Source organism: Anaerocolumna xylanovorans DSM 12503 (genome assembly GCF_900143645.1).
Classification (GTDB): Bacteria; Bacillota; Clostridia; order Lachnospirales; family Lachnospiraceae; genus Anaerocolumna; species Anaerocolumna xylanovorans.
On sequence record NZ_FRFD01000010.1, the window covers coordinates 163,465 to 187,741 of the forward strand.

Annotated in this window: 14 protein-coding genes and 1 other RNA gene; 2 read left to right on the forward strand and 13 right to left on the reverse strand. The window is 41.4% G+C overall.

Annotation, left to right across the window (positions count from 1 at the left end):
* Nucleotides 1-185: 185 nt before the first annotated feature.
* A complete protein-coding gene (locus BUF11_RS17215) occupies nt 186-3,956 on the reverse strand; it encodes a UvrD-helicase domain-containing protein (RefSeq protein ID WP_073590099.1) in 3,771 nt (1,256 codons plus the stop codon).
* Complete coding sequence (addB, locus tag BUF11_RS17220; protein WP_073590100.1) at nt 3,910-7,392, reverse strand: helicase-exonuclease AddAB subunit AddB; 3,483 nt, start codon at nt 7,390-7,392, stop codon at nt 3,910-3,912. The genes BUF11_RS17215 and addB overlap by 47 nt, the downstream gene beginning before the upstream one ends.
* A 191-nt stretch (nt 7,393-7,583) precedes the next feature.
* Between addB and BUF11_RS17225 the strand changes: the two genes are divergently transcribed.
* The gene (locus tag BUF11_RS17225) at nt 7,584-8,030 is read left to right on the forward strand and encodes a hypothetical protein (protein WP_073590101.1); all 447 of its coding nucleotides are present in this window, start codon (nt 7,584-7,586) and stop codon (nt 8,028-8,030) included.
* 138 nt (nt 8,031-8,168) lie between these two features.
* On the opposite strand, the gene BUF11_RS24785 is transcribed toward BUF11_RS17225, so the two are convergent.
* The gene (locus BUF11_RS24785; RefSeq protein WP_073590102.1) at nt 8,169-9,266 is read right to left on the reverse strand and encodes a response regulator transcription factor; all 1,098 of its coding nucleotides are present in this window, start codon (nt 9,264-9,266) and stop codon (nt 8,169-8,171) included.
* Nucleotides 9,267-9,550: 284 nt separating this feature from the next.
* Here BUF11_RS24785 and BUF11_RS17235 point away from each other — a divergent pair, with 284 nt between their 5' ends.
* Nucleotides 9,551-10,645, forward strand: coding sequence for a glycerol dehydrogenase (locus tag BUF11_RS17235; protein WP_073590103.1), 1,095 nt, complete (start codon nt 9,551-9,553; stop codon nt 10,643-10,645).
* Between the two features lie 127 nt (nt 10,646-10,772).
* Here the strand turns inward: BUF11_RS17235 and BUF11_RS17240 are convergent, their stop codons facing one another.
* From BUF11_RS17240 to BUF11_RS17285, 10 genes are all read right to left on the reverse strand, one after another.
* Nucleotides 10,773-11,750: a beta-galactosidase small subunit gene (locus tag BUF11_RS17240; protein WP_073590104.1), complete on the reverse strand. Its 978-nt coding sequence runs from the start codon at nt 11,748-11,750 to the stop codon at nt 10,773-10,775.
* Nucleotides 11,734-13,620: a glycoside hydrolase family 2 TIM barrel-domain containing protein gene (locus BUF11_RS17245; protein ID WP_073590105.1), complete on the reverse strand. Its 1,887-nt coding sequence runs from the start codon at nt 13,618-13,620 to the stop codon at nt 11,734-11,736. Before BUF11_RS17245 ends, BUF11_RS17240 begins: the two co-directional genes overlap by 17 nt.
* A 20-nt stretch (nt 13,621-13,640) precedes the next feature.
* Nucleotides 13,641-14,474 carry a carbohydrate ABC transporter permease gene (locus BUF11_RS17250; RefSeq protein WP_175562092.1) on the reverse strand — a complete coding sequence of 278 codons (834 nt, stop codon included), beginning with the start codon at nt 14,472-14,474 and terminating at the stop codon, nt 13,641-13,643.
* Nucleotide 14,475: 1 nt separating this feature from the next.
* Nucleotides 14,476-15,369: a carbohydrate ABC transporter permease gene (locus BUF11_RS17255; protein ID WP_073590106.1), complete on the reverse strand. Its 894-nt coding sequence runs from the start codon at nt 15,367-15,369 to the stop codon at nt 14,476-14,478.
* A 173-nt stretch (nt 15,370-15,542) separates the two neighbouring features.
* Nucleotides 15,543-16,895 carry an ABC transporter substrate-binding protein gene (locus tag BUF11_RS17260; RefSeq protein WP_073590107.1) on the reverse strand — a complete coding sequence of 451 codons (1,353 nt, stop codon included), beginning with the start codon at nt 16,893-16,895 and terminating at the stop codon, nt 15,543-15,545.
* 271 nt (nt 16,896-17,166) lie between these two features.
* Entirely contained in the window at nt 17,167-19,425 is a 2,259-nt protein-coding gene (locus BUF11_RS17265; RefSeq protein ID WP_073590108.1) for a helix-turn-helix domain-containing protein, read from the reverse strand.
* 71 nt (nt 19,426-19,496) lie between these two features.
* Entirely contained in the window at nt 19,497-20,375 is an 879-nt protein-coding gene (locus BUF11_RS17270; protein WP_073590109.1) for a DegV family protein, read from the reverse strand.
* A 55-nt stretch (nt 20,376-20,430) separates the two neighbouring features.
* Nucleotides 20,431-22,371: an NAD(+) synthase gene (locus tag BUF11_RS17275; protein ID WP_073590216.1), complete on the reverse strand. Its 1,941-nt coding sequence runs from the start codon at nt 22,369-22,371 to the stop codon at nt 20,431-20,433.
* Nucleotides 22,372-22,487: 116 nt separating this feature from the next.
* Nucleotides 22,488-22,665: non-coding RNA, 6S RNA (ssrS, locus tag BUF11_RS17280), on the reverse strand.
* A gap of 60 nt (nt 22,666-22,725) precedes the next feature.
* Complete coding sequence (locus tag BUF11_RS17285; RefSeq protein WP_073590110.1) at nt 22,726-24,213, reverse strand: sensor histidine kinase; 1,488 nt, start codon at nt 24,211-24,213, stop codon at nt 22,726-22,728.
* Nucleotides 24,214-24,277: the final 64 nt, after the last annotated feature.

The window sequence follows — 24,277 nt, forward strand, 5'->3', positions numbered from 1 at the left end:
CTACTAATAACAGCTAATTTAACAATTATTATCTGTTTAGCATCATAATACCACATAATTATCCAAATTAAAATAAATTATCCTAAAACTAATTCTATTTATGAAGTTTAACGTAAAACCCACATCCCAGTATGTGCAACATTTCCTATTATTTTTCTGTTTTTTCTTTTTATTTCGCAAATTTTTTAATTTTCCACAATTATCTGCTTATTCAGCCAAAAAGAATACAGAAGGCTTTCCTTTACTTTCTTACCGGTAAGCTGCTCTAAAGCTCTTCGGTAATAGGCCAACTGACGGCTGTATCTCCTTCTAAGTATCTCCTCTGTTACTTTGGCATCACTTTTATAATCCACTAATATAAGACTGTCATTTTCCACAAAATAAGCATCAATAATTCCCTGTACCAGCACCAGCTCCTCACTCTTATAATCCTCACTGATATCCTTTGCCTTAATTCCCATAATAAACTGCTGTTCCTTATATAACTTTTCCTCCGCTTCCGCTTTACGTAATCTGGCAGCCAACGGGCTTTCAAAAAATCCCCCCAGCCTTTTAATATCCAGAACCTCTGCTTCTTCTGCCGAAAGCCTCTTTTTCTCCACAAGCCCTTTTAAGAAGATATGAAGCTCTTCTTCCCCGTGAATCTCATTTACCGGTGCGAGTTCCAGCACCTTATGAATCAACGTTCCCAAGTCTGCTCCTTTTTCCTCCTTCACCTCTTTGAGAAAATCCGGTATAGGATATTCTTTCGTTTCCTGCTTTTCTCTTAAAAGGGAAGTACTGGGCTCTTCTGCTTCCTCCTGCCCCATTTTTTTAAGTTCTGATACAGTTAACTTCGTATGGATATTACTTTCCGAAGCGTAGGGATAACGGTACTTAAAATACTCCTCGATCCTATGTTTATATTCAGAATCGTATATAAAATCCTTATCTCTGCTAAGAAGAATATCCTCCTTTAATGCCTTTACCTCCTGGCTTACTTTTTCCTGGAATAAAAGCTTTTCATAGGTGTATTCCTGTACAAAAAACTTATCATCTTCCAGGGAATCCGGCAGAAAGCCGTGGGCACGCAGGACTTCCTCAAAGCCTTTTTGATGTATAAGTGCTGCCATAATCCAGTCAAGATAAGAAGCCGCTTTTGATAGCGTAAAAAAGCTTATATGTTCCTTATTATCTAATGTTCCTCCTGCATATTCTGACAAAAGCTTATTCATATCCTTTACTCCGGCCGTCAGAATAAGCTTTTCCTTGGCTCTAGTCAGAGCAACATAAAGCACACGCAGTTCTTCCCCCAGACTTTCCAAAACAAGCTGTTTCTGGATAAATTTCTTTAGTAAGGTAGGTGCTTTTACCCTTAGTGAAAGGTCCAGATAGTCGGTACCGATTCCGTAATCCTGATGCAAAAGAACCTTTGCTCTGGAATCCTGCAAGTTAAAGTTCTTTCCCATTCCCGCTACAAAAACAACAGGGAATTCCAATCCCTTACTTTTGTGTATACTCATGATACGGACACTTTTCTCATCTTCTCCGGTAACTTTGGCTTCTCCAAAATCCACGTCATACCTGTCAAGCCGCTCCATATAACGAATAAAGTGAAATAAACCGCTGTAGCTGGTTTTCTCAAAACTGATTGCCTGCTGTACTAACATATCCAGGTTGGCTCTTCTCTTATCCCCGCCCGGCATGGCAGACACATAATTATAATATCCGGTATCCTCCAGCACTTTAACGATAAGTTCATTGATTGTAAGATGTACTGCCATATCCCGGTATCCATCCAGCTTTTTGATAAAATCTGCTATCTTACCGGATAATTCATCTTCCTTGGTCAAGAGATAATTCCTGGAAGCCTCGTACATGGTGACTCTTTTCTTTGCCATACGGATTTCTGCCAGTTCTTCATCGGTAAATCCTGCCATGGGGCTTCGAAGGACTGCCGTAAAGGGGATGTCCTGCCTGGGATTATCAATAACACGCAGAAGGTTCAGTGCTGCGGATATTTCCAGTGTCTTAAAATAACCGGTCTGGGTTTCCGTATGAGAGGGAATCCCCTCTGCCGATAACGTATCGGCAAAGCCTTCTGCAAAGCCTGCCATTGAACGTAAGAGGATTGCAATATCCCCATATACCGCCCTTCTTAAGGCACCGCTTTTCTTATCCTGAACCATCAGCCCCGTATCAGGGTCAGTAAGCTCCTTTATTCTTTTCCCGATTGCCAGTGCTTCCAGTTCCTTTGCCGTATAGTCCTCGTCTTCCTGCTTATCCTCCCCGTTCTCACTTTCTTCCACCGGACCGGTAGTTACCAAAAGAAGCTCTGTTGTCTTAGAGACACCCTCTTCTTCCAGGTACCCTGCACCCGGATAAAGATAAGCCTTCTCATCATATTCAATATCTCCAAGCTGCTTTGTCATAATCTTTTTAAAGATGCTGTTGATACTGTTGATTACCACATCCCTGCTTCGAAAGTTCTTATGGAGGTCTATTCGCCTGTTATCTGCTTTCGCTTCCTCCTCCCGGAGCGGGCAGCTATCATCCTTGGCTCCCGTGCATATCGCAGCCTCGCTTGGACTGCTGCATAAATGAGGGGGCATGAAAAATACATCATATTTTTCATACTTTTCCATAAATATTCTGGGATCTGCCAATCGGAACTTGTAAATACTCTGCTTGACATCTCCTACCATAAAGCGGTCCGGCCTGCCAAAACGCCCGCCGGAAATACTCTCCAGGATGATTTCCTGGACAAGATTGCTGTCCTGGTATTCATCCACCATAATTTCCTTATAGTAATCCGCTAACTCATCTGCGGCAGGTGTCGGAATTATTTCTCCATTCTCCTTCTTAACCAGTACAGATAGTGCCAGATGCTCCAGGTCGTGAAAATCCACTACGTTCTTTTCCGCTTTCTTTTTCTGGAAACGTTCGGTAAAGTCCCTGCAAATTCTGATCATTACCTCAATACTATCCTTCATGGCAGTGATATCGGAGACCATCTCCTCCTCTGACTGGAAATAATAGCTGCCGACCATATCACTGACTGCCTTTTTTACTTTATCTCTTATTCCCTTAACCTGCTCCTTCTTAGCTGCGTCCACTCCCTCCTGCCTTTTACCGGAAAGCCTTGCAAAGCTTATATTTCTAACTTTCTCCCCAAAAAGTGTATAATCAGTAATACCGCTAAGTCCTTTAAGCTGCTCTAAATCACTGCTGATAGCAGGAAGGTAAGCGTCCGGTCCATCCTCTTTAAGACAGAGCTTTTCTGCTTCCTCAAGCATTGCCACAAGGCCTTCTGCCATACGGTTTAACATTGTCATAAGCTCTTTTATCCAAAAGGCTCCCTTCATTTCTTCTGCCGATTGTATATGATAGCTGCTGCTAAGCTTCTCATACCATTCCTTAGGCCAGGGCGCACTCATAGAAAACTGATGGATATTTAATATCAGCTCTTCGATACCGGTATCCGTCTTTCCGCCGCCGAAACCCTCTGAAAAGGCAAGAAATTCTTCGCTTCCTTCTTCGTAATATTCCTCCAGTAAATCCTCCAGTACGTCGGATTTTAACAGGGTAAGTTCCGCTTCCTCGGCAATACGAAAGGCCGGGTCTATGGGCAGGGACTGGAAATTCTCCCGGATAACCGAGAGGCAAAAGCTGTGGATTGTTGTTATCTGGGCATTGTGTACAAGTGCCGCCTGCCTTTGAAGATTCGCATTATCTGAATCCACAGAAAGCCTGTCATCTATAGCTTTTCGTATTCTCTCCTTCATTTCTGCGGCTGCCGCATTGGTAAAGGTAACTACCAGCAGCCTGTCGATATCAATGCCATCTTCCTTATCGGTAATGCGGCCTATAATACGCTCTACCAAAACCGCAGTCTTTCCCGAACCGGCTGCTGCCGAAACCAGCAGATTCTTATTCCTGGTCTCTATGACCTCCTTCTGTTCCCTGGTCCAATCCATCTTCCTTTTCCCCTCCCTTCCTCATTCTTTTTATTATCTCTTCTTTTTCTAATATTTTTAATTTCTTATACTCAAAGCTTTTTAACTTGGTGTCAAAACCGCATACATCCTTATAGGGACAATAATCGCAGGCAGTATGATTTCCCATCTTGTAAGGCTCCACTCTGGTGCTTCCGTCTAAGATGTGTTTTCCCATTTCCCCTACCATATTTCTTACATGAGAGAGCAGAAGAAGGATTTCCTCCGTGCTGGCTCCCTGGGAACGCTTTGTAAGCTCCCCTTCCTTATTGGACTCCACCGGAATAACATCGGACTTCACAGAGGGGCGTATCCCCTCCCCTTCGTTCTGAAAGCTCTTATCCTGATGCTTTACCATATCATGGGCGCTGTTTACAATACCGTTCATTTTCAACGCTTTCAGAATACTTTCTTCAATGTCTTCCGACCTGTCTACCAGGGGGTCCTCCATATTGTAGTAAAGTATTCCGGCCGGTAAGACTTCCTTCCCTTCTCTCTCCTTTTGGTACAGTTCCATAGCGGCTCCCAGATAAAAGGCAAGCTGTATCTGCAAGCCGTGATACAGGGAATTCAAATCAAAGGAGGTACTGCCGGACTTATAATCCACCACTCGAAGAAGCAGCTTGTCCGCCTCTTCATAGGCATCCAGCCTGTCAATTCTTCCGGTAAGATTAATGCTTTCTTCGGAAGAAATGGGTATGGACAAGGTATCTAAGAAGGTTCTGTCGGAAAAGTACAGTTCAAAAGCCTCCGGTTCAAAGTCCCCTTTTGCAATCTGCCTGCATACTGCCCACAGGGTCCTGTTTAATATCCGCTTGGCTCTTCTTACAATAGCTTCATACCGCTTGGTGCTTGTAAAGATCAGATTTCCGTAATCCTTTACCGCTTCCTCCACACAGATGTCGCTTAAACTTTCTCTTACCTCATCGGGAATTGTATGCCAGTTATATTCACTCGCCTTTATCTTTCCGGAAAAAAGCTCAAGGGCCTTATGAAAGATATTCCCGATATCCGGCGCACTAAGACGGTATTCCTCCCTCTCTGTCAGCTCCAGACCATAAGCTGCAAAATGGGCAAAGGCACATTCCGCAAACTTCTCAAATCTTGTAACACTGCCGGAGAGCTTTTCCCCGTACAGCTGCCTTGCTGCTCTTTTTTGCAGTCCTTTTTCATTATTTATATAGAATACCGCTTTTATAAGGTGAAGTAATTCCTTCTCCTTTTCTTCTTCCCTGTAATAGTACTGGAACAACTCCTGCCATAAAAGATTCTCTTTTGTTTCGGGAAAATGCCGCAAGCCGTCTATCAGGTAATCAAGGCCTTCCTTGATACTTAAGATTCCGCTTATATCCTCTTTGCCTTCCTCCTCTTCGGTTACGGTAAGCTCCGGAAAAATCTTTCGGATGTCACTTATTAAATAGGCTGGCAGAAGTTTTTTACCATCCCCGCTTAATTTGCTGAAGGTTATATAGAGCATATCCTTTGGCTTTGTAAGATTCAGATAAAGGTAAAACTTCTCAGTATAAATTTCCTGCTTGCCCGTAGGAGCTAACTCCACCTTTTCCTTTTCAAGTACTTCCCGGTCAGTGTCGGTAAGTATCAGGCCTTTGGAAGGCTTTTTAGGGATATTGCCGTCATTTACCCCTGCAAGGATCAGAACTTTAATATCCTTTAGCCTGGTCCTTTCAATATCACCGATTACAATCTGGTCAAGTCCCGGAGGGATGAGTCCTACCTTGGCTTCCCTTAAGCCCGCTTCTAATACCTGGGCATATTCCCTTGCAGGCATCCGCTCCTCCCCTAACAGCTCTACCAGCTTGTCATATAAAGCGATTACCGTACCATAGACCTGACGGTATTCTTTTTCCTCGGACAGGCGGTTTTCTCCTAAGTACCTTTCTGCAAATTCTATTAGCTGCCCCGGTACATTAAGCCTTATCCCAAGCTCATACAGGGCCTTTGTATAGTCCCTTACCGTAAGGCTTCTATCACTTAAAACCGCATGAAAAGGAAGGAACTTTTCACAGAATTGTTTCCTTGCCTCATTGATCCTGGTTAAATCCCCCTCCTGCATCCTCTTTGCCAGCCGGTGGAAGGGCTCTTCCCACCTCTTCTTTCCTCTGATACCAAGAGCAAGCACATAATTCTCTAACAGGTCAATATCCTCCCTGTCGATACCGGTAAATCCCGTCCTTAAATATCCAAGTACTCCCTCGTAGCTGAAATTATCGTATACTATCATAAGAGCACAGCGTATAAGCTCTACAAAGGGATTGGCCATAACAGCCCTTTTGCTGTCCAGGAAGAACGGTATCCCTTCTCTCTCAAAGCCCTTCCTTAATTCCCTGCCATAGGAGTCAGTATCCCCTGTAACTACGGCAATCTCCTGATAGCGGTAACCCTTATCCCTTACCATAGCCTTGATATTACGGATAATGACATTTACCTCTTCCTGGATATTCCTTGCTCCATAAAGGACGATATTTTCGACCGGCTTTTTATAGGGATGTATACGGTACCGGAAAATATTTTCTTCCAGGGCGGCAAGCTCTGCATTCTTTAAGTAGCGTCTTGGTATCTTTTCTTCAAAATAATCCTCCATATGTAAGGTTTCTTCTATGGGGATATTCTCCTCTTTCGCTATTTCCGTCAGCTTATCGATTGTCCTGCGGCTTAGGTGAAAGAGTTTATAGGGTTCATCCTTTTCCCTTAACTCCCCTTTTCCTATGGTTACCGTTACAATTACCATCCTGGCATATTTCATCAGTTCTGTAAGCAGGCGGTACTGGGAAGGAGTAAAGCCGGTAAACCCATCCAGGCAGATAATGCTCTTACGGATCAATTCCGAACGTCCGATAGAAGGAATCAGTGCCTCCAGTATTTCCTCTGCCGTTATATAATTGTTCTCCATGTATTCTTTAAAAGCCTCGTAGATAATCTTTACATCATGCAGCTTATCTTTCAGCCGTTCTTTCCCCAGAAGGTTTTCAGATACCCTCTCAAGGTCTTCCATCCGGACACTGTATTGGCAGATCTCCGATATCAGGGATTTTAATTCTTCTGCAAATCCCTGCTTGTTTACATCATGGGAAAAGAATTTCAGCTCTTCCTTCTTATTTGCCACAAGCTTTCGAAGCACCATAGTCTTACCGGTGTCTTCCAGAATTTTTCTGTTGTCCTTGCCGGTTTCGTCGAATATCCGATAGGCTAAACGCATAAAGCTTAATATGTCAATATTCATGGTTCCCTTTAAAGGATGCATGGTGACAATATCCTTTTGCGTCTGCAAGGTGAACTGTTCAGGCACTAGGACCAGATATCCGCTGTCCGGATATTCCATGGATTTTTCTATGATTTCATGATAAAGCCTGTAGGATTTTCCCGACCCGGAGCGCCCCATAATAAACTTTAATGACATGCTTCTTCCTTTTCCTTTCTTTGCAATGCTTATCCGTATTATACCACGTTTTTTCGTATTGTTAAGTGGCATTATTCTATTAAAATATAATCATAATTTGTTACGGGTTTTAATAAGATATATAAAGGATTTACGGAGGCTCTTGAGTCAAATATGAGAAATATAAACCAGGAAAGGCACGGTGAAACGTCATGTCAAATACCAAAATAGTTGTTCTTCACTTAAAGGAAATTATATATACAGTTCTGTTTGCGGGCCTGGGGATACTGCTGATAATACTTTTAATTATTATGTTCGTAAACAAAAACAGTGAAAGTTCAGACTCTACTACGGATGCCAAATACATACCGGGGGTATATAATTCCACTTTTGTCCTTAATGATACCTCCCTCAATCTCGAAGTTGTACTGGATAAAGACCATATTAATTCCGTCCGTATTGTAAACATTGATGATTCCATCACCACCATGTATCCGCTTGTTGAACCCTCTTTAGAGAAAATAGCAGACCAGCTTTATAATGGTACGGATATCAATGAACTTCAAATATCAAAAGACAGTAAATATACGGAGAACTTCTTAGTAAATGCCATTAAGGCAACCCTTGCAAAGGCAGAGCCCTCAAGCCAAATACAATAAAAAACAAAGCAGAAGAAGCCCTGTAGCTTTCCTTCCTGCACCGTATTCAAGACAGTGTATCACAGGAAGGTTACAGGGCTTCTTCTGTCATTTAAAATACTTTTACTACATCAGTTTCTTTGTTAAAAAAATAACCATTCACTGGGAATTTTGGATTTTCTGATGCAATACCAGGAGCTGGCTTGCACGGTTTACAGACAGTTTAATATAGATACTTTCCTTATGGCGTTTCACTGTATTTAAACTGATGCTTAACTTTTCGGCAATTTCTTTGATTTCGCAGCCCTGGCATAAATAGTCTGCAACTTCTCTTTCCCGTCTGGTTAATCCCTTTTCTGTCAGGTAGGCAGTCCAGGAAACGGTGTTACTATCAACAGAAGGCTTAAGAAAAACTGCATAACGGGTAATAAACCTTCCGGTTATCTGCTCCTTTACAATCATATTTTCCAAAAAGACTTCAAGTCCTGTTGCCACTCGCAGAAAGAGGCGGTTCGACCCGCCTTCCTGGCAGGCCGGAAGAATATACTCCGTCAGCAAAAGCTTTGCATCTTCCTTTCCGGCGGCCATGCCAAGGGCCTCTAATATCTGGTATGCTTCTCTGTTAATTTCCTGTATATCAAAATTCTCATCACATAGTATCATACCAATGGGATGGCGTGTAAATATCCTGTTCAAAAAGAATAAGTTATTTTGCATGGACAGGCATTTAAGATGGATTCTAATTGCTTTCTCCATGATAATCCCGATTTCTTTTAAAAGCTTTTGCTCCCGTATTGTAAAGCCTTTCGACTGCCTTCCATGGTATACGGCAACCGCTCCAAGAGGCTTGTTTTCTTCATCTCTTAAAAGCACCAAAGCTTCATAATAGAACCCATTAAAGTGAAGGCACTGGCTATAAAGGGAAGAAGCCTCATATTCCACATAGGAGGTGAAATCTTCTATGGTAAAAACGGACTTTTCATAGGTTTCCTTTAAATTAGCCGGGGCAAAGAAGTCTTTTTTATAACAGTCCCGTTCATAGGATTCGATGGAGACAGGCGTAAAATTCACATATACCAGATGTTTATAATAGCCTTTATCGTCCACAAGCGGAAAAGCAGCCCCTTCAAAGGAGAAGTATTTTAACAGGTTATTCATTGCTTCCTTACGAAAATCCATATCGTATGGGTTTAAGCTTTCTGAAAAGACAAGCAGATTTTTATAGTCATCCCGTGTCAAAAAATTCATCTCTGTCATATCAACCTCTTTTGTGAATATCAAATCTCTGATTTGATATTCCTGAATACGTAGTTGAAAAATTTATTTTTCAACCTAACCTCTTTTTGTGCATATCGCAAGCCTGCTTGCGATACTGCTTAAATAAAACGTGAAAATTGTCTTCTATTTTCACACGACCTCTTTTATTAGGGTTTTTACCCTATCAGAATAGGTGTTATAGGTAATTGTTACTTTATTATACAGGTGCTATGATGAGATTGTCAATATTATAACAATCTTTATCGAAAAAGGAAGGGATATCAATGGCAGTATTAAAATTATTAAGAGCACCTTCAAAATATTTACAGGGAAAGGGCGCTCTGTTGCACTTTTATGAAGAAACAAAAGAATTAGGAAGCTCATTTTTATTCATCTGCAGTAACAGCGGTTATAAGAACTGCTCTGAAAAACTAACGGAAAGTTTTAAAGGCAGCAATTGTGAATTCTATTTTGAGGTGTTTAAGGGAATCAGTTCCACTGGCGAAATAGAAAGGATGAGAAAAATCGTTCAGGATAGGAAAATCCAGGTTGTTGTAGGCGTCGGCGGCGGATCAGCTATTGATACCGCAAAGGCTACCGCTTATTATGAGAAACTTCCCGTAGTCATCATCCCGACCGTTGTTGCCACCGATGCGCCTTGCACCGGTTTATCGGTTATCTACAAGGATGACTCTACATTTGACAGCTATCTCTTTTATCCTAAGAATCCGGAAGCTGTAATCGTAGACAGTGAGATTATTGCCCATGCACCCGTTAAGTTCCTGATTGCAGGAATGGGCGATGCGCTGGGAACCTATTTTGAAGCAAGAGCCTGCGTAAGAACCGATTCCCCAAGTCTTGAGAACGGCGGTATCGCTCTTTCCGCCATGGCACTGTGTGAGCTCTGCTATAAGACACTTCTAAAAAACGGCTATCAGGCCAAGCTTGCCTGTGAAAACCATCTTGTAACACCTGCCCTGGAAGCCATAATTGAAGCCAATACTTACTTAAGCGGCGTGGGAGCAGATAACGGCGGGCTGGCAACGGCACATTCCGTATACAATGGTTTTACTGCCCTTTCCGAATGCGAAGAGGTCATGCACGGCTCTGTAGTAGCTTTCGGTACCATTACCCAGCTGTTATTGGAAGATGCTCCAAAGGAAGAAATCAAAGAGGTAATGGATTTCTGCCATAGTGTTGGCCTTCCTGTCACTTTAAAGGAATTGAGTGTAACAGATGTATCCAGGGTTAAGATTGCAGCAGAAAAAGCCTGTATTCCGGGAGAAACCATACATAATATGGCCGGAGACGTTACTCCCGACCAATTATATGATGCCCTTCTGGCAGCCGACCTGTTAGGACAGGACTATTTCAAATAGAAAAGGAGGCTGTCGCGAAATACGAAATATATACCACCAGTTGGAAAAATTGCCGTTTACTAGTGCAATATATGGTATATAAATTCTATTTTGTGACAGCCTCTTTTTTTACGCATATGAGCAGTTTTTAACTGTCAGTATCTGTTAGAATCCGGCTTATGAGAAAAGAATAAGAAATATCCTCTCCTGCATTGATATGATAAGCCGGTTCTACATCAGCCCCCCAGCTGTTAATTCCTCCGACTCCCCTGACAGCGCCTAAAATGGTAACTACCGTCCTTCTTGCTGCCGGAAGCTCTTCCTGGTGAGTTGCACTTTCCAGCTCCAGTGCTGTATAGGGAATACAGGAAAATGCAAATTTCTTACCCAAAGACAAGAACTTAATTCCAAATTTGTTATTATCCTTTCTGGAATTATTATGTGTCTTGTTTCGATACACCTCCAGCCAGTTTGTTTCCATATGCACATTGCAGTCTTGCGGAACCAGATACTTTGTAACCGGAAGCCCTTCTATTTCATAAGTCCCATCGCCGGCTCCGCACATTCTGTCCGGGTAGGTTTCTCCCGAAAGTCCTTCATACCGGTATCCTAAGGCTGCTGTGGGCATAACAAAGCGCAAGCCAAACAGCGGCAGTTCCGGCAGTTTATCATTTCCAAAGTAATGTACATCCGTCTTAATACTTCCGTCCGGGGTTACCTCATAGGAAACATTTACTCTCGCAGAAGGAACCGTAATGGTCTGGTAAGTAAAGATAATCTGAATCTTCTTCGCTGTTTCTCCTTCGGAATACCTGTTGTTTAAAGGCGCTGTGGGCATTTCAATTTTGGTGCCGTCTACGATTATTTCTATTCCTGTACAGCTGATAAACATATCCGCACCCATCCACATACCGGAACGCAGAGGAAATCCGTTTCCCCTGTCGTTGTCTGTTGTTGCACGCCAGAAGGCAGGCTTTGGAACCCTGTACAGCCATTCCCTTTCATCAATTACCAGAGATTCCAGCCCTCCATGCTGATAGGAGAACAAATAATCAAAATCCCTTCCGTGAACCCCCAGGGTGCAGTCCCCGTATACAATCCTTAATGCATCATTGATATAACCCATAGTAATATTTTACCTCCTGCATTGCGGGTTTTTCCGTTCTGTCTGCAAAAACAATACCATTTCCCGAGAATTCGTAATCCGAAGGCTTATCATCAAAATCGCCGCCATACCTAAGCACCTTTTCCCCGGTAACTTCATCCGTTACATAAATGGCCTGGTCAATATAATCCCAGATAAATCCTCCGTGATAACCCTCATATTTATCAAGCAGCCTGGCATAAGACTTCATACCTCCCAGTGAATTTCCCATGTCATGCATATATTCACATAAAAGGAAGGGCTTAAGAGGCTGATTTTCAAAATATTCTATAATCTCTCCGGGCGTCGCATACATCCGGCTTTCCACATCCGAAATCACTGCTTCATAAGCTCTGTTATGATACACTCCTTCGTAATGAACCAGACGGCTCTCATCTGCTGCTTTAAAAAACCGGTTCATAGCCTCTATATTATCTCCCGCATAAGATTCATTTCCAAGAGACCAAAACAGGATGGAAACATGATTTTTAAAAGTTTCAAAATTGGTCCTGGCCCTGTCAATTACAGCAGCCTTCCATTCCTTTATACTTCCCGGTATGTTCCAGGAAGGCTCAACAGCGCCCATCTTCTGCCAGGAGCCGTGGGATTCCAGATTCGTTTCTGCCATCATATAGATTCCATTTTCGTCACACAGGGAATACCAGGGAATCTGATCGGGGTAATGACAGGTCCTGACGGCATTTATATGATTTTTTCTAAAAATTTTCATATCCTCGTTCATTTCCTTTAAGGTAATGCATCTTCCCCTTTCGGCGCTCCACTCATGTCGGTTTACACCGTTTAATATCAGCCGCTTTCCGTTTAGAAGAATGACCTTATCCTTAATTTCAATTTTACGGAACCCTGTTTTATAGGGCACCACCTCAATAAGCCTGCCATGCTCATCAAAAACCTCTATGGTCAGCAGATATAAATAAGGTTTTTGATGTTCCCACAAAATGATATTATCCAGATTTTTAGACCTAAAATGTATCTCCTCTGTAATCGGCAGCCTTTTTTCCAGGCATATGCTTCCTTTATCATCCTTTAGTGTTATCACCACATCGCCGGGTTTAACAAGGCTGGAGAATCTGATATCCAGGGACAGGCATCCCGTTCTATAATCATCCTTTAACTCTGGCCTTGCCCACATATCCTCCACATGGATATCCGGCTTGGCATACAGGGTAACATTCCGAAAGATTCCAAAGAAACGGAAAAAATCCTGATCCTCTAAGAAAGCTGCCGTACTCCGCTTATGCACCTCTACCGCCAGTACATTTCCCTTTTCTTTAATATAAGGAGTCAGGTCAAATTCAGAGGGTGTAAAGCTGTCTTCCGCATAGCCTACAAATTCCCCGTTCAGCCATACATACATCGCCTGCTCTGCCCCTTCAAAGCAGATACAGATTCTTTTACCAATAAGTCCATCCTCTAAATCAAACTTTTTAAGATAGGAGCCTACCGGATTGTAGTCAGCCTGGCTAAAAGAGCCTTCCATTTTCCCGCTGTCATTAAGGCTATAGGCGGGTCTTCGAAACAGGTGCCCCTCCCACGGATACATGGTATTGATGTAGTGAATTTTATCATACCCTGCCATTTCAATATGGCAGGGTACCTGCATCTCTTCAAAATCCGAAGTATAATGGTCTGCTTTATAAAAATCTGCCGGTCTTTCTTTGGCATTTGCCGAATAATGAAAGCTCCATGTTCCATTCAGAGACTGGAGCAACGAATTCTTTCCTTCCCGCATCTCTTCCATACTGCCGTAAAAGGCATGGTCACTGTGGGCAGGAAGCTGGTTTACACGAAATATTTCCGGGTTATCTATATAATTAATATCTGCCTGCATATCTTCTCCTATAATAAGTGTTATTCTTTCACTGCACCTGCTGTAACGCCTGCCAGGATATATTTCTGAAAGAATACATAAATAACAATGGTCGAAAGCATGACTATGATAATTCCTGCCGCTAAAAGCTGCCAGGAGCCCTGCTGGGCATTGGCAAAATTCATAATGTAGGTTGTAAGGGTCCGCAAACTGTTCTTTGGCATATACAAATAGGGTATGTACATGTCATTGATAATATTGATTGCTTTTATAATACATACCGTCGCTGTCGCCGGTGCAAGAAGCGGAAATATGATTCTTACGAATAATCCGAAGTAAGAGCATCCGTCTATCAAGGCCGCTTCATCCAGTGCCACTGATATCCCTGATAGAAATTGCCTGTAAATATACAGCTGCATTAAGTCGGAAGCGATGTAAATAATAATGGGAGCACCAAGGGTATTATATAAATGGATACCTTGAATAATACGAAATCTCGCAATTTCTGTAACAAAATTAGGGATCAGCATCCCTAAGAAAAACAAAGATACAACAATCATTTTTCCCCTGAACTGGAACCTCTCGATAATAAAAGCAGTAATACTGCCAAACATAATATTAAAAAAGATGGATATTACCAAAATGATTCCTGTATTTTTAAAACCTAACAGCAAATATTTATCCGACAGGACCTTTGTAAAATTATCAAAAGTAATTCTGTTTACAGGCGGCAGCAGCAAAGGTGATGTATTTACCATATCCGCCTTTGTCTTTAGGGCCGCAAACAATGTCAGGACAATAGGTGCCAAAACAATCACCACCATGCAAAGGCATATAATCTGTTTTACCCCTTGCGTAACAACTTTTTTCATCATCCTACTTCCTCCTGTCTCTTAATATCAGACCATGTATAATAGTGTTCTGGGTAAAGTATATCGCTACTATCATAATCATGATTGCCATTGCCATTGTAGAAGCAAGCCCAAAGTTAGAGAATGAAAATGCCGTCTTAATGGTATATAAGGTGAAGGTGGAGGAGGCATATCCGGGACCGCCGGAGGTCATAACAAAAGGAATATCAAATACCTGCAGTGCTCCTCTGATGTTATCAAACAATACAAAATCCACCATCAGCATAATAGCCGGTATCTGGATATACTTAAACAAATGCCATGCACGTGCACCATCAACCATTGCCGCCTCTTCAATATCCTTTGGAATAGACTGCAGGGCTGCCATGAATAAAACAACGTGATATCCGCTGAACCTCCAGACGGAAACAGAGGAAAGTACATAATTTACTATCCGGTTGTCGGAAAGCCAGTCTCTGCTAAGGTTTCCCAGATGAAGCAGCTCTAAAACAGAATCAAAGGCACCGTTTATTGGTGAGAAAAAGTAGGAAAATGCATAGGAAATTGCAACTCCATTTATGATATAAGGCAGAAATACCATAGTCTTATAGAATTTTGCCGCCCGAAGCCTGCTGTTTAATAACACGGCAAACATCAACTCAATAGGAATCATCAGAAGATGAACGAAAAAGTACACCGCATTGTTCCCAAGTGACAGCCACAAATCCTTGTTATGCAGCATGGATATATAATTGCTTATTCCTATAAAGTCACTGTTTTTTGAATACCCGTCCCAATTTGTAAAACTCATACGAAACAAATCAAAGGCCGGAATCACTACAAATCCTACCAGAAGCAGCATTGGTACAACGAGTGATATCGCAATAAACCATTTTCGCTTTTTATTTAATTTTGTCATCATAACTCCTTTTGTGAATATCAAATCTTCGATTTGATATTCCTGAATACGTAGTTGAAAAGTTTAGTTTTCAACCTAACCTCTTTTCTTAAGCAGATGGGGCTGTTGTAAGGCTTATCAATCCAAAACCTGGAATACAACATCCCCATCCGGTAAAATACTTTATTGCTGCTTTACTTTATCTGTAATTTTTCTCTTGCCGCTTTCCATCTGTCGTCAAGGTCTTTTAAGGTCGATTCCAGGTTAAAGTCATTCGTTAACATCTGTGCGCCAAGTTTCTTATAATCAAAGGTGGTTTCATTCTGGATAGCAGAGAAATTATCTCCGCCGCCATCGTACATAATCAGCTTTTTATCCGGGCATAAGGTGTCTGATTCTGCAAGAATCGGATCCTTATCTTTCGGGAAATTGGTCATGGAAGAAGCAGAGGATACATAATTAATATAATCCGGATACCATGCATCGGAGTAGAACCACTCAACAAATGCAATTGCCGCTTCCTGATGCTTGGAATGTGTTGTTACGCCCATAAAGGAATCGCCCTGTACGATAACATTATAAGGATCGGATTCAGAATTTCTGGTCGGCAGATAGAAAGTACCAAGCTGTGAAACATCCTCTGCACCGCTTTTAATATTCTGAAGTCCCCAGTCACCAAGAGCTATCATACTGGCTTTCTTTGCTGCAAATAAACTTGTTACCTGGTCGTTTCCTAATCCCAAGGGATCTTTTCCAAGTACACCTGAGGTAAATAAATCATATATCTTATGGTATGCCTTGTTGATATCAGTGCCTTCGGCAAATGGATTATCCTGTGCAGCCATCGTATTCCAATTCTGTCCATTACCGGATTCCAAAGCCGGCATGAATTCCATAAAAGGATAATCCGGCCATTCATCTTTTAAACCGCAGGCCAATGCCATAAAATCCTTGTCCTTGCTTCCATAGTAGTCCTGCAATTTCTTAGTAACTTCTTCGAATTCCGTCCATGTCTTAGGAACTGTGGCACCGGCTTCTTTGAACATATCCTTCCAATAGTATACATACTCATAACCGGCTGTCATAGGAATGCCAAGAACCTTTCCATTCACTGCATAGCCATTTGCAAGTTCATTGTTGGCACTTGCCTCTGTTCCGGATAAGTCTACTAAATAATCTTTAAATCTGGATAAAGTAAAAGGTTTGTTGAACATAATATCCGGTAACTGATTGGCGGATGCACGCATCTTCATTGCATTCCAGTACTCACTGTCATCTTTAATCTTCTCCACTTCAATATCTATATTAGGATATTGTTTTTGGAACTTGGCTACCATGTCGTTTTCTTCAATAAATGTATTCAGGTTGTTATCCCAAATAGTAAAGGTAAGCGTTCCGCTTAAATCCTCCTTTGATTCAGAAGCGGCTGTTGGTGTAGCGCCCGAATCCGATGTATTCTTGTTTTCTGTTTTTGCATTGGAGCATCCGGTTAATACAGATGCAACCATTGCAAAAGTCAACACTGTTGCTAATAACTTCTTTTTCATAACTAATACCTCCCTTTTTTGTTTGTGAACCCAGCATAACAATTTTCTAAAAAAACCACCATTTCATATTGCCACTTTTCTTGATTATTTTTCACATTGCTGTTTTTTCAAACTTTGCTTTTCGTTAGAATCCTTGATATATCGTTAGCATATACTGCTTTTCCCTTATTATTTTCCCATATATTTTAAAAAATAAAAGAATTCTTTCCAAAAAGAGGGTGTTGCAAAAGTAATGCAACACCCTCATCAAAATTTTTCAGATGAAGAAAGTCTATACAGATTTCCGGTACTGGGCCGGACTGATTCCATTCAGCTTCTTGAACATTCTGTTAAAATGTTCAACATTGTAGTATCCAACCATTTCTGCTATTTCATATACCTTAAAACTGGTGGTTTTTAGTAATTCTTTGGCTTTTTGAATTCTTAATTCCATCAGATAAGAGGAAAATGTCTCTCCGCATTCCTTGGTAAAACGGTTACTGAAATATTTCTCATTCAGACCGACATAATCGGCTATCTTTGTAAGAGATAAATCCGCTTCCTCATAATGGTCGGATATATACCTCTTCGCCTTTAGAATAGCATCTGTTTTTGCGATATTTAACTTTGATGCGGTATAATCCATAATCCAGGCAAAATAATTGGTAAGCCATAATTTTATGCTTTTTATATCTTCAATGCGTTCAATTTTTTCAATATAATCATATTCCTGTCCAAAGACATCGGTAAAGTTGGAATAGTCCTTGCTAAAACGGTTTCCCAATGCCAATATGACCGCAAAGGCCTGCATCTTTACTTCCTCAAGAGCAGCGTTATTAAAGGACTGGAACATCTTCTCCTTTTCCTCATTGAGATTCTTCTCATCTGCCGTATACAACGCTGCGGCTAATTTTTCATAGTCTTTTGCAAGGAAAAGAAGCTTATTCATTTTGCTCCCTTCCTGGTTGAGATCAATGATGGAATCTGCTCCTTTTAGATGGCGCAGGCACATCTTTTCCCGTATTTCCTTAACCTGTGCGTCGAATTCACCAAACCCGAATTTCTTTTGCCCGATACATATGTATATATGGACACCAAACTCATGATTCCCTATTCGCTTAAGCTCCTCTGCCATGTTTACTATTTTCATGGAATAGTCTTCTTCGGTAATACGGTAGAAAGCCAGGAAAAACGATGCGCTCTCCTTGTACAAGATACAGCGGGAGGCAAACCTCGGATTTCCTTCAAACCGCTTAATCAGCTTTAAAGCACAGTCATCTTCTCTTTCTTTTGTATTATAATGCTCTACATGGATTCCCAGAATTGCATAATGCTCCATGAAAAATTCTTTGGACCTTTTATTTAATTCTTCCGGGGTTATTTCTCCCTTTATGACAGCGGCAAAATAGTCTTCCTGCGTCTTTTCCGCACTTTTTATCTTTGCTTCATATTCATCCACCAATACCTTAAGTCTTCGAACCATGGCATTGAACTGATGGATCATATTACGTATTTCTGATTGGCCTTTTGATGATATGTGAATCTCCAGATTTCCTTCTTCCACCTGACGGAGACCGCCGCTTATCTCTTCTATCGGTCTTACAATACTTCTAAGAAAATATCTGGAATAATAGCCCGCCAACAGTAAAATCAATACTGCCGCACCTAATACCCAAATCGCCGTGTTCCAATACTCCGAGGTAAGTTCTGATGTTTTAATATAACTTTCCACATACCACACAGCATTGTTGAATTTAACCGGTGATTTAATGCGGGTATATTTACGAGCCGGAAAATTGCCTTCCTTTAGGGTAGAGAAAATAAGTTCCTTATCATCTCCCGTAATTTGTGTAATCCCTAACTTATTTTTACCCGAAAGATAATCCCTGTTATAATTCTTGATGCGTTCAGCCGCTCTGGTGGACTGGTAGTACAGTACCATTTCTATCTTCTGTGAACGGTCTGTGGTAACATCCGGTGCCAGGGCAAACACTAATATCAGGGAATCTTTTTTACTGCCCGTATAAAGGTCATTGGTTTTCTTCGTGTCATAATAACCAACGAATACCCTGTTTCTACTCTTTAATGCGGCTCTGTACCACTTTGTCTGCTTTATTTCATACTGTGAACGTGTAATTTCATTTAATACATAAGTTTCCTTTCCGTCTTTCATATAAAAGGATACTGATATAATATCTTTCTCCGGTTCCAAAACCAGATTAATTACTTTGGAGAGCCTGTCCTCACTGGCATTCTTGACACTGTAATCGTTTGTATCGGTTTCCGCGGCATATCTTAATATCTCGTTATTATTCGTATATACCATATGGGAAAGTCTCAAAGACATAATATCCTCATCGGATACCAAATCCGCAATGACTGCTTCCTGTGCCCTTTTTATATTCTCAATTGCCTGGCTTTTAAATTGTTGGTTCAATGCAATGAGTACCACAATCAGAACGAGCAGGATTGGAATAACAATAAAAAAGACAAAGGACAGATAGTACATTGTCTTTAATGGCAGTTTCATTCTCTTATCTTTGTGAAACATCGATACAAGCTCCTATCTTCGCCTACTTTTTAGCTCCCGCTGCATAAATCAGAGTGTGAAAGTCTTTTACTTTATACCAGATTCTTGTAAGGCGATTCTTCTCCTAAGAATATCACTCCAATTACTCCCGGACCTGTATGGGCGCCAATGGCACATCCCACATAGCTTTCAAGGAAATTCTTACAGCCATATTTTTCTGTCAGCATCGCTTTTACTTCTTCCAGAGTCTTTTTGTCATCTCCATGCACCAAACCAATGGTTTGTTCCCTTAAATCCTTTCCGCGTTCTCCCACGATATCCACTATCCGTTTCAGGGATTTTCCCCTGCCCCTTACCTTCTCGATAGGCCGCAGTGCCCCTGCGTCATTCACTTCAATAATCGGTTTGATATCTAATAAACCGCCTGCAATGGCAGAGGTTCTGGAAAGCCGTCCTCCCTTATACAAATATTCCAGGGTTTCCACCGTAAATATATGCTCCATATTGTCACAAAAAAAGTTAATCGCCTCTAAGACCGTTTCTTTTCCTACATTATTTGCTGCAAGTTTAAGTGCCTCTTCCACTGCCAGTCCAAAGCCTAAGGAGGCACACTTGGAATCTACAATGGTCAGGTCAAAATCAGGGTATTCCTCTAAAAGCTCCTGCTTTGCAATATTGGCTGCATTAAAGGTTCCGGCAATTCCTGTTGAAAAGCAGACATATATTACCTCATCCCCATTCTTCGCATAGGGTTCAAAATTCTTATGGAACATGAAGGAATTGATATGATAGGTTTTTATATCCGTCCCGCTTCTTAAAATATTGTAAAACTCCTCCGGAAATATCGTTTCTCCGTCAAAGTAATCCTTTTCTTCTATCACTACCGGTGTCGGTATCACATGCAGATTGTATTTTTCTATCAAAGAACGGGGTACATCGGAAGCCGAATCTGTGATTATTCTTAATGCCATAACTTTTACACCTTTTGCCTTTCTGTTTATTTCATCCAGCCTGTTTTCATATCAGTTATGCAATGGGAGCCAGCGTGATAAGCTCCAGTTCCTTCATCCATAGAGCTGCACTGGCATCGCTTGGCATCCTTAAATCCCCTCTGGGAGATACTGCAACCGAACCAACCTTAGGCCCGTCCGGAAGGCAGGAACGCTTAAACTGCTGGCTAAAGAAACGGCGGTAGAAGTTCTTAAGCCACTTTAATATGGTCTCTTCGCTGTAATCCTCCAAAAAGGCCAAGCTTGCCAACCGGAATATCTTTGAAGGTGAATAGCCGTACCGGAGTACATAATATAAAAAGAAGTCATGCAGCTCATAGGGTCCTACGAGCTCCTCTGTCTTCTGGGAAATCTCTCCATCCTTTGGCGGAAGAAGCTCCGGACTTACCGGAGTGTCCAATATATCTGTAAGTACCTCTCTTAAGGCAGTATTTTCCGTAATCTGTGCAAAATAACCCACAAGGTATCTGACAAGGGTCTTGGGAACGGAAGAATTCACGCCATACATGGACATATGATCCCCATTGTAAGTAGCCCACCCAAGTGCCAGCTCTGACATATCACCTGTTCCGATAACCAGGCCGTTATATTTATTGGATAAATCCATAATAATCTGGGTTCTTTCTCTTGCCTGTACATTCTCATAGATAACATCATGCAGGTTGGCATCGTGTCCGATATCTCTAAAATGAAGGTTTACCGCATCCCTTATAGGAATTTCCAAAAAGCTTACAGAAAGCTCTCTTGCCAGGGCTACGGCATTGTTATAGGTTCTGTCCGTTGTACCAAAGCAGGGCATAGTAACGGTAATAATTCCCTTGCGGTCAAGGGATAGCAGGTCAAAAGCCTTGCAAACTACCAAAAGTGCCAACGTAGAATCCAAACCTCCCGATATGGCAAGCACACAGGTCTTAAGCCCGGTATGCTCCAGCCTCTTCTTTAATCCATAGGCCTGGATATTTATAATCTCTTCGCATCTTCTGTCCCTGTCTTCTCTTTTACCGGGAACAAAAGGTGCTTTATCAATATATCTTGTTATCTCTGTTTCTGCCGCAGTCACATCTGCTCCAAAAGAAAAATCTATATACAGGTAATCCCTGTTTTCCTCTGCGTGATAGGTTGTCATCCTTCTGCGTTCACTGATTAACTTTCCCATATCAAGCTCTGTTACTGTCATTTCATTGACAAAACGGGGAGATTCCTTTAAAAGGATTCCATTTTCCCCAATCAGGTTATGGGCACCGAACACCAGATCCGTACTGGATTCCCCTTCTCCCGAAGCAGCATAAATATAGCCGCAGACCAGCTTTGCAGACTGCATGCGGATAAGCTCTCTGCGGTAAATATCCTTGCCTGTGGTCTCATCGCTGGCAGAAGGGTTTAAGATAAGCGTAGCTCCCGCCAGACAGTGATTCACACTGGGTGGCAAAGGTACCCACAAGTCCTCACAGATTTCAATTCCTATGGTCAATTGCTCAAAATCCAAACAGTGAAACAAAAGATTCATCCCAAAGGGAACCGTTTCTCCATAGAATGAAAACTTTGTAATTTCTTCCTGGCCGGGATTAAAATGTCTGGGCTCATAGAATTCCGAATACCCCGGCAGATTCTTTTTCGGGACTAACCCCAGTAATTTACCGTTATAAATAGCAGCGGCAACATTAAAAAGCTTGCCGTTTTTTAATACCGGAAGCCCAAGGGTTACAAAGAGCTTTCTGCCCTTCGTAAAATCTACAATATGCTTTAATTCAGCCATAGCACCGTTTAGCAGAACATCCTGTAAAAAAAGCTCTCCGCAGGTATACCCTGTAAGGCACAATTCCGGCAATACCAATACCTTAACCGAATGGTTGTCCACTTCTTCGATCAGATTTCTTATCTGCCTGCTGTTATACTCACAATCCGCTACTTTAATATAAGGAGTGGCTGCTGCCACCTTAATAAATCCGTCTCTCATCTTTACACCCATTCCTTCGTCTATGAAGTTTGTGCCATATTTCCTTCTATTTTATCAAAAGAGAATTATTATGTAAACAAAGAAAGGCAGCTGATAGCTGCCTCTTTATCTTTTGTCAATACCCCGAAACGCCGTTTCCTGTATTTTGACTCCTAGCAAAAGCTAGGTGGGTTTCCGCATGTAAGCCTCTGTCTTCCGCTGCAAACGGCGGCCTGACATAATCTCACAAATTAGGAATCCCTTATAAATGTTGTAGGTTCAAAATGACAGGAGTGTCGCACATTCCAGGAAATATTTTATGCTTTTATTATACCCCAGCATTTTGTAAATTTCAAGGTTCAAATTGCGGTAATATTATGAAATGTCCAATTCTTCTACAAAATTTTCCAAGCTTTGAAAGCTGAATAAGAATTCCGTCCATTTTCCTTCTTCACTTTTTACCACAATATCACCATCGTGCTTTAAAGCTATCTGCCTTGCTATTGCAAGCCCAAGACCTGAACCCTGCTCGTTTTGCTTTAATTTTGAACGGTAGAATTTATCAAAGATGTAAGGCAGCTCTTCCTTAGATATTCCGATGCCTTCATCTCTAACTGATATTAATAGTTTATCCGTTTTAGTCAGATTTATGTATATAGACGAATTCTCCTTTGAAAATTTTACGGCATTATCCAATATTATCAAAAACATTTGTTTTAGCCTGTCATAATCTCCCATCATAATATAAACCGGATATTCTTTTGTAAACACCATTTGTATTTCTTTATCCTGGCACAGAGGATGAAAGCTTCTTAGAAGATCTTCAAAAATCTGAACAACATTCACCGGTTCTTTTTCCACTTCAAAATCAGGATTCTGCATTTTTGATAACAGAAGCAAGTCTCCAACCAGTCGTTCCATGCCCTTACATTCAGCTAATATTTTGGCATAATACTGGTTAACCTTGTCTTCTTCTGTAACAATCCCATCCACTAACATCTCGGTATAAGCTCTGACAACCGTTATAGGCGTTCTAAGCTCATGGGAGACATTGGCAAAGAAATCCGTTCTCATCTGTTCCCTGCTCTGCCTCTCCACTTCACTTTCCTTTAAACGGTCTGCCAGAATATCTATGGTCGTAGCCAAATCCCCTATCTCATCCCTGCGGTTTAAGAAAAGCTTGCTTTCATACTGCCCGTCCGCCAGTAAAAGTGCCGCTGCTCTCATGGAGATGATGGGTTTTGTAATTCCCTTTGCAAAAACAATCGCAATAATAAAAGATATAAAAAGAGCAATTCCAACACTAAAATAAATCAAATACATACTGCTGCTTACAATTTCCTCCTGTTTCTTTATCTCCGTACGCAGCAGCACCACTCCCACAACTTCTCCGTTTACCGTTACCGGATATCCCTGAATAGCCGATGTTCCGCCAAATTCCTCATAATATCCGCTTTTATTAAGAAGCTTGCCCTCAAATGCCTTTTCGATTACTGTTACACAATCCTGGGGAAGCTTTACATCCTCCAGATTGACATTTTCAAACTGTTTATCCATGGGGCTTTTCGCATTTGGATTGGAGATTGTCCAAATATCGGATTCGTCATAATCAAGCTCCTGTATGATTGCCAGGTAATCCAGATAGCCGTCCGCTTCATTATTTGTAATAGCCCTTGACAGCCTTTTGGATATGACGCCTGCCTGTTTTAACATCTTGTCACGGTAACTTTCCATCGTGGCATTTTCATACAGATTCATAAAGATAAGACCCACCAGTATGGCAAAAAGGGCCAGCACAAGGGCATAATTTAAATAAACTTTAAAAAAAAGCCTGTTAAAAGGCTTGCCCTGTTTTCTGTCCATTTAAACTCCTTTCATGCACATCAGATCTGTAACAATTTTATAAAAGGGGCATGAATTTACTTCA